This is a genomic window from Bacillus aerolatus (genome assembly GCF_009183655.1).
Taxonomy (GTDB): domain Bacteria; phylum Bacillota; class Bacilli; order Bacillales; family Domibacillaceae; genus Pseudobacillus; species Pseudobacillus aerolatus.
The window spans coordinates 36,802-45,013 of the sequence record NZ_WEIO01000018.1; the positions used below are offsets into that span (position 1 = coordinate 36,802).

Sequence of the window (8,212 nt, forward strand, 5' to 3'; positions counted from 1 at the left end):
TTGGCAGCAAAAAAGAGACTGCCGCATGCAGCCTCTCCGTTTACAGCTGTCCTACTGATTTATAGCTGAATGAGACACGGTTTTTAATGGGAATCCATGCGCTAATTGGTTTTGAATTTACGTTTTTAACAACGATGGCACGTTTCCACCCTGATACGACGAGGTACACCTCACCGTAAGTGACTGCCCCTATTTCATGGACAGCTGGGGCAAAACCATATAAATATCCGGCTGTTTTAGGCGGCACGTTGTACACTTCACTTTGCTTCGTTCCCGTACCAACGGCAACTGTATAAGCTAACGGCCAGCCGGTTTTGTCCAGTGCTGTCTTTAAAATCATTTGCTGGACTTCTTCTGATCTTGGCAGCTTAGCAGATAGACCGCCTTTTACCACTTTGTGGGCTTCTTGGACGTAATGGATTTGGTAATTTTTCTTACCGGCCCGATTATCAAAAAAGTTCGTATTAATTTTTTGGTATTCCCAATTGGCATTTGTTTCTTTCGAATGATAGGCAAGCGGCCATTCACCAAGAAACACGGACACTCTCGCTCCGAAAGAGAAAGGAGACTTTTTAATCACTGATTCATTTAACATTCTAATCAACACGGGATTCGTAATCTTTGTTGAAGAAGTACTCAGCAGCTCTTTCGTCAATTCACTCGGCTGCAATTCCGATAACTCTTCTTCTTCGTTTAGAAAGGTGTTTTCACGCGCAATGTCTTTTACTGAAGCCGGCATTTTCTGAATCGTCGTTTTTTCTTCCTTGTTTTTCGCCGATGCATATTGCGGCTGACCGGAATATATAAGAGCAATGAGTATGCATAAAAGCAAACGCATTAATTTCATAAAACTCTATCCCCCTCGCTTCTTTTGCTTAGTTTGCTCCTGACTTTTCAACTTATCCATGCAACCATAAAAAAGCTGCGACAAGCGGATCACTTGTGCAGCTTCTCTTTGAATTGATAAGTAAGTATGTTAGAGAACTTGCTGGCGGCTCGATAGGCGCTTGCGCTTTTCTTACTGTCCAGCTCCAGCGCCTACCCCCTCGAGGTCACAAGCCAATCCCCCAGAAAGGCAAAGAACACCTTTCCGTGTGGCTCGTCTTGTGCTTGTCGGGGATGAGCAAGGCGCTTGCGCTTTTCTTATAACAAGTAAAAGCCAATCCCCATGATGACATAGGCAGCGAGCAGCGTTAAGCCTTCAAACCAGTTCGTTTCTCCGTCGTTAGAAATAATCACTGCAAGAAAAACAGCGGTCACCATCGACACGAGTTCCGGTATCGTAAAAACGAGCGGCATCGGCTCAGCGAACGTTAACGACAGCAAAACGAGCACCGGCGCAACAAACATCGCAATTTGCAGTGTTGAACCAACCGCAATTTCCACAGCGACATCCATTTTGTTTTTCATCGCCATTAATATAGCGGATGCGTGTTCTGCGGCATTCCCGACAATGGCCACGATGATCACCCCAATAAACAAATCTGTCCAGCCAAAGCTCTCTCCAACGGCTTCAAATGTATGCACAAGACTTTCAGATACGTACGCAACGGCAAGTGTAGCCAAAAGAAGCACACCAATGGCTTTTCCTTTCGACCACTCCGGTTCTTCATGATGCTCTGTTTCTTCATTCTCATTTTGAGCAGCATATACGCCGCGATGCGTCACGAGCTTAAAGAACAAAGCAGCTAAATATAGAGCGATCATTATAATGGAAATCCCGATGCTTAAAGAAAGGGTTTTCGATTCATTCATGCCCATCGAAAAAATCTCAGGAACCACAAATGCCACAATAACAGCAAACATTAATAACCCTGAATTGTGGCGGGCATCATGCACATTAAACGTTTGACGCTTAAATTTGATGCCTCCCAAGAAAAAGGAAAGTCCGGCGACAAGCAGCAAGTTGCCAAGTACGGAACCAGTTAAAGAAGCAAGAACCACTTCAATCAGCCCTGCCTTTAAAGCAAAAATAGAAATAATTAGTTCCACTGCGTTTCCAAATGTAGCATTCAGCAAACCGCCGATCCTCGGACCAGCAACGATAGCCAGACTTTCCGTGGCTCTGCCCATAAAACTTGATAAAGCGATAATCGTTAAACAATAAATGCCGAACATCATTAACGTCGGCCAGTGCATAAGCGATCCGGCTACAGACAGCGGAACACCGATCAGCACCAAAATTCCAAATATTTTGCCCATAAGCTGACCCCTTTTCCCGTTAAAAAATAAATATGCGGCTTTTTATCAACATACCCCACTTTTTTATTTTTTAACGCGCAAACAGGCTTTTGTTAGGCTGGGATTATTTCGAAGGTTTCGACTACTTCAATGGCAGGAATCACCGATTGTACCATGGAACAGTTTTTCTTCGTCAGCTCCATCGCTTTATGTATTTTTTCTTCTGTGAGGCCTGCCCCTTTGATCGTAAAATGAATTTCAACTTTTTCCACACGGTTCGCTTCTTGTTCATTACGGTGGACGTTCGCATCGATTTGAATATCTTCCACATTCAGCCGCTTCTTTTCAAGTATCTTGCGCAGGACTCCCCCGCTGCAAACAGCGATCGATGCAGTCAGCAACTGATACGGTCGGAACCCATACTCTTCGTCTCCGGAAATATCAAGCCTGCCGTACGGAAAATCGGTTGTAAATCCGCCTTCTTTCATTAAAAATTTCATGTCCTCTTCACCTCTCTCGTTTAGTCCATTTTATTGTAAAACATTTAAAGTGAAACATCCATCTCATCGTCATATCAGTGCTTTAAATGATTCAGTTAAATGATTCAGCCATATTATTCTTTCCTTTTCTTTGAAGCTGTGTTACTATATCTTTAATTAGAATTATTTTAAATTGATAATTAAGCTTTTTAAGTTGATGAAGGCTGATTTTGCTGATAATGAAAATGATTTTCAATAACATTTTTTGTTTTGGTGTTGATTATTATTCTCAATTAAAAGCGTCGAATATCAATTAAGGGGGAATAGTATATGGATGCGCAAGCAAAATTATTACAAGTCGATCATCCAAAAGAAACGAATGGGATCGCTGCAATAAAATCACATGCAGAACTTATAGCTGCCATCTTCAGCGGATTATTGATTTTGGCCGGATGGCTTTTGGATAAAAACGGCGCTCAAACAGCATCAATTGCCAGCTATGTGCTAGCTTTCGCAATCGGAGGTTTCGCCAAAGCGAAAGAAGGAATCGAAGAAACGATAGCTGACAAAGAATTAAACGTTGAAATGCTGATGGTATTCGCCGCCATCGGTTCAGCGATCATTGGCTATTGGACGGAAGGCGCTATTTTAATTTTTATTTTCGCCGTCAGTGGTGCACTGGAAACTTACACTATGAATAAGAGCCACAAAGAAATCTCTTCATTGATGGACATTCAGCCCGAAGAAGCCTGGCTCGTCAAAAGCGGAGCGGAAGAAAGGGTCCACGTATCCACTCTTTCTGTCGGGGATTTCATTCTCGTCAAACCCGGTGAACGCATCCCTGCCGATGGCACAATTTCAAAAGGACAAACGACCATTGATGAAGCTGCGATAACAGGTGAATCACTTCCCGTCTCAAAACAAGTGGACGCAGAAGTTTTTGCGGGCACAGTGAATATTACAGGCTCTGTCTATGTGGAAGTTACGAAACCGTCCAGCGAAACGTTGTTTCAAAAAATTATCGACCTCGTCCAATCCGCTCAAAGTGAAAAATCACCTTCACAGTTATTTATCGAGAAATTTGAAGGTACGTATGTGAAATTCGTGCTCACGGCCGTTGCTGTCATGATGTTTCTGCCTCATTTCGCACTCGGCTGGAGCTGGACGGAAACATTTTACCGGGCAATGGTGCTGCTTGTTGTCGCTTCTCCTTGCGCGCTCGTAGCCTCCATCATGCCTGCAACCCTATCAGCCATTTCTAATGGAGCTCGCCATGGCATTTTATTTAAAGGCGGGATTCACTTAGAAAATTTAAGCAATCTACAAGCGATCGCTTTTGATAAGACGGGAACATTGACACAAGGAAAGCCTGAAGTAACAGATGTGATTGTCCGTGATGGCCTTTCAACTAGTGAATTGCTGAGCACGGCCGCTTCTATTGAAAGCCAGTCCAACCATCCGCTGGCCCAGGCCATCGTCCGTTATACCAAAGGAAAAAACGTCCCTTACTCTGCTCCCGATCAGCTGGAAGACGTTTCCGGCCGGGGAGTGAGAGGCATAGCAAACGGAAAACAGTGGCAAATAGGCAATGCCGATTTTGTCGGCCAGGAAGCTGCCCACGCCTTTGCAGGAGGCAAAGCTAGAGAGCTCGCCACTTCCGGAAAAACAACTGTTTTTGTGAAAGACGAATATGGAATCGCTGCTGTGATCGCCTTAAAAGACTTAATTCGCGAAGATACGAAAAAAGCGCTGGAACTGCTTCATCAAGAGGGCATCTATACAATCATGCTGACCGGCGATAATGAAACAACGGCAAAAGCGATTGCAGAAGAAGTTCATCTTGATACTTTTATCGCCGAATGTCTGCCGGAACATAAAGTAGATCACTTAAAAAAACTAATTGGCGTCCATCAAACAGTAGCGATGGTTGGCGATGGAATTAACGATGCACCGGCGCTTGCCACCGCTAATATCGGGATTGCCATGGGAGAAGGATCAGATGTAGCTTTGGAAACAGCTGATATTATTTTAATGAAAAATGACCTTCCTAAAATTGCCGAAGCCATCCGCCTGTCTAAAAAAATGAAGCGGATCGTCAAACAAAATGTCATCTTTTCCATTACCGTTATTATGCTGCTGATCATTTCTAACTTTTTCCAAGTAATTGACTTGCCGTTCGGCGTTATCGGGCATGAAGGAAGTACGATACTCGTCATTTTAAACGGCCTGCGGCTGTTAAAATCTTAACAAAGAGCCAGACAATAAAAAAAAACGTGCCGGGAACTTTTTCCCGGCACGTTTTTTTATTAACAGCTGTCTTTTAAGTCATTTTTTAACGCATTGATTTCCCCGCCTATAAGAATGATCATCGCAGAAAGATAAAACCAAATCATCAAGACGATAATTCCGCCGATGCTGCCATAGGTGGCTGTGTAATTGCCAAAGTTATTGACATAGAAGGAAAATCCGAGCGAGACGATAATCCAGCCGACAGCAGCAAAAATCGCCCCTGGTATAACAGTCACGCACTTAATACTAAGGTTAGGCGCCAAATAATACAAACCGACAAACACCCCAAAAATCAATAAAGGTGATATGAGCCAGCGCAGCCAGTTCCAAAGGGATAAAAATTGATCAGATACCCCTAAATAATCAGAAGCAAACACGCCGATCTGCTTACCGAAAACTTGCAAAATCAAAGCCGCTGCCATGATGAAAATCAAGCCGAACGTCAACAGGACAGACAACCCTCTTACATGATAAAACGGCCTCGCTTCATCAATATTATATGCATGGTTGAGCCCTTTAATCACAGCGTTCATGCCGTTGGAAGCTGACCAAATTGTAGCGATTACACCAAAAGAAAGCAGGCCGCCATTGCGATTGGATAACACTTCATTTAGCGTGTTTTCAATCGTATTTATCGTATCGCCCGGGGCAAAATCGCGGATAAGATCGAACATGTCCTGCTGATTAATCGGCAAGTAGGCTAACAATGTCACTGCAAAAATTAATAACGGAAACAGCGACAGCAGAAAAAAGTACGACATTTGCGCAGCGGTGTCTGGCACATCAGAGTCCTTTATCCTCCTCAGCAAATGCTTAAAAAACACTCTTATCTCTGTCTTTTTATCAGACAAGCAATCCCCTCCTATTATTTCACTGAAGTTTGGTCTGTTGCACTTGCCGTGTTTTCTTCACCGGGGAGGAATGTGCTTTTCGTTTCATCTACAAGCTCTTTCACATTAGGCGTTAAATCTTTTAGGCTATCTACCTTTTCACGGATATAGCTGACATCTTCGGTAATTTGCTGGGCTGTATCTTTTGCACGGTTTATAATTTCTTTCGATGAAGCAGATAAACCTTCAGGATCTTTCGCCATCTCAAATAAATAAACTGCCCATTCTTTCATTTCTGCTCTCGTTTGACGGTCAGTTAAAGCAATCGCTCCTCCAACCGCTGCGCCAATGGCCATTTTCGTAAAGAACTTACACTTACCCATTTTCATCATCCTTTCTTCCATTTAATTGCATCAGCAACATAGATGCTGATGGTTACTTTGAACTAGTCCTCTGCTTACCTAAAGATTCAGCTGACTTCAAGAGAAAGCTGTCATTTTTAAGTATTTAACTGTTTGCAGAATCCGCATTATTCACATGCTTTTTCATTTCCCCCTTTCCGAAATCATAAAACATTCCATAGCGGAAAGCACAGAAAACCTCCTGCAACAGCGAAGCAGTCAAAACTATTGTTCGCCTTTATATATAAGAATAACATTAACATTATTCTTTAATAGACAAGTCATTTCCTTCTTTTCTATGGTTATGCATGTGTTTTTGATGTTTTATCCTTAACTGGTATTTAATTGAATCGCTTTCATTTGTGAATTTTAACAAAAATGAATATTTTGAATACTTTTCTTTAAATACCATCTACCCTTTTCTGAATATTCTTATATAATGATAAAAAAGGAGGGGAAAGTATGAATCAGGAGAAATTGCTTGAAATGATGAATAACATCAGCGGGTTTATTTGGGGACCGCCTTTGCTTGTTCTTTTAGTAGGGACAGGTATTTATTTAACAATTCGGCTTGGCTTTTTGCAATTAAGATTGCTTCCTTATTCTCTTAAGCTTGCATTCAGTAAAAGTCAGGATAAAAAATCAGAAGGGGACATTTCTCACTTCCAAGCCCTAATGACAGCGCTTGCAGCAACAGTTGGCACCGGGAATATTGTCGGGGTAGCCACTGCCGTATTAATCGGGGGACCCGGGGCTATTTTCTGGATGTGGACTAGTGCATTTTTCGGTATGGCCACCAAATACGCAGAAGCTGTGCTCGCTGTAAAATACCGTGTTCAAGATGAAGACGGGGAAATGTCCGGTGGGCCAATGTATTATCTCGAACGCGGATTAAAGCAAAAATGGCTTGGTGTTATGTTTGCTCTTTTTGGTGCGATTGCCGCTTTTGGCATCGGGAACCTTGTACAAGCAAACGCTGTTGCTGGTGTTGTTAAAAACACGTTTAACGTACCGGCTTATGTCACAGGAATCATCTTATTAATTTTTACTGCCCTTGTTGTATTAGGAGGCATCAAAAGCATCGGTAAAGTTACTGCGTTTTTCGTTCCAGTCATGGCTGCCTTTTATTTACTTGCAGGTCTTATAATTTTATGCATGAACTTTAGCGAAATCCCTGCAGCATTTGCTATCATTTTCTCAGATGCGTTTACAGGTAATGCTGTAGCAGGCGGCGCGATCGGTGTGGTGATCCGTTACGGAGTTGCGCGTGGAGTATTCTCCAATGAAGCCGGGCTTGGTTCGGCGCCAATTGCGGCGGCCGCTGCTAAAACAGATATGCCCGCCCGTCAGGCTCTCGTATCTATGACTCAAGTCTTCATCGATACAATTTTAATTTGTTCTATTACTGGATTGACAATTGTTATGGCTGGCCAATACGATAAAGGACTTGAAGGCAGTGAGTTAACTACTGCATCTTTTGAAGCTTTCCTTGGTCCTGTTGGTTCATACGTTGTTGCTCTTGGGCTGTTGTTCTTTGCTTCTTCTACAATTATCGGCTGGTCTTACTATGGGGAAAAATGCTTCTCGTACTTGTTCAGCAAAAAAGTGGTAAAATATTATCGTCTAGTCTTTGTTGCCGCTGTCTTTATTGGCGCAGTAACAAGCCTGGAAATAGTTTGGACATTTGCTGACATTATGAACGGATTAATGGCCTTCCCTAACTTAATCGGTCTCATCGGCTTGTCCGGTGTCGTCATCCATGAAACGAAAAATGTATTGAAAGCCATTAAAGAAGAAAAAAATAAAAAGATGGCTGCGTAATAAACTGAAAAGTCCAGATTGAATGAATCAGCATTTTTTAACGATTTAGCTTCCATTTTACAATAGTAAAGAGAAGCCCATGGATCTTTAAAGGGACTGACCCCATAGAGTGAGACAAATAAAAACACCTTTAAGTTGAAAAACGGGTATGGAATACCTAAAACCAACTTGGAGGTGTTTTTTCTATGGGGACAAGAGTGAGTTATCCGGC

Annotated in this window: 7 protein-coding genes; 2 read left to right on the forward strand and 5 right to left on the reverse strand. The window is 42.5% G+C overall.

Annotated elements, in window-relative coordinates:
* Positions 1–40: 40 nt before the first annotated feature.
* From F9802_RS18780 to F9802_RS18790, 3 genes are all read right to left on the reverse strand, one after another.
* Positions 41–847 (reverse strand): YfkD family protein, encoded by an 807-nt coding sequence (locus tag F9802_RS18780; RefSeq protein ID WP_152154640.1) that lies wholly within the window; start codon positions 845–847, stop codon positions 41–43.
* 296 nt (positions 848–1,143) lie between these two features.
* Positions 1,144–2,202 carry a calcium/proton exchanger gene (cax, locus tag F9802_RS18785; RefSeq protein ID WP_152154641.1) on the reverse strand — a complete coding sequence of 353 codons (1,059 nt, stop codon included), beginning with the start codon at positions 2,200–2,202 and terminating at the stop codon, positions 1,144–1,146.
* A gap of 92 nt (positions 2,203–2,294) precedes the next feature.
* A complete protein-coding gene (locus tag F9802_RS18790; RefSeq protein WP_152154642.1) occupies positions 2,295–2,681 on the reverse strand; it encodes an OsmC family protein in 387 nt (128 codons plus the stop codon).
* A 309-nt stretch (positions 2,682–2,990) separates the two neighbouring features.
* Here F9802_RS18790 and F9802_RS18795 point away from each other — a divergent pair, with 309 nt between their 5' ends.
* Positions 2,991–4,907, forward strand: a complete 1,917-nt coding sequence (locus F9802_RS18795; protein ID WP_152154643.1) for a heavy metal translocating P-type ATPase — start codon at positions 2,991–2,993, stop codon at positions 4,905–4,907.
* A 59-nt stretch (positions 4,908–4,966) separates the two neighbouring features.
* Here the strand turns inward: F9802_RS18795 and F9802_RS18800 are convergent, their stop codons facing one another.
* Both F9802_RS18800 and F9802_RS18805 read right to left on the reverse strand, forming a co-directional pair.
* Positions 4,967–5,800, reverse strand: a complete 834-nt coding sequence (locus tag F9802_RS18800; protein ID WP_191992044.1) for a YihY/virulence factor BrkB family protein — start codon at positions 5,798–5,800, stop codon at positions 4,967–4,969.
* A gap of 14 nt (positions 5,801–5,814) precedes the next feature.
* Entirely contained in the window at positions 5,815–6,162 is a 348-nt protein-coding gene (locus tag F9802_RS18805; protein WP_152154644.1) for a YtxH domain-containing protein, read from the reverse strand.
* Between the two features lie 480 nt (positions 6,163–6,642).
* Here F9802_RS18805 and F9802_RS18810 point away from each other — a divergent pair, with 480 nt between their 5' ends.
* Positions 6,643–8,001, forward strand: coding sequence for an alanine/glycine:cation symporter family protein (locus F9802_RS18810; protein ID WP_152154645.1), 1,359 nt, complete (start codon positions 6,643–6,645; stop codon positions 7,999–8,001).
* Positions 8,002–8,212: the final 211 nt, after the last annotated feature.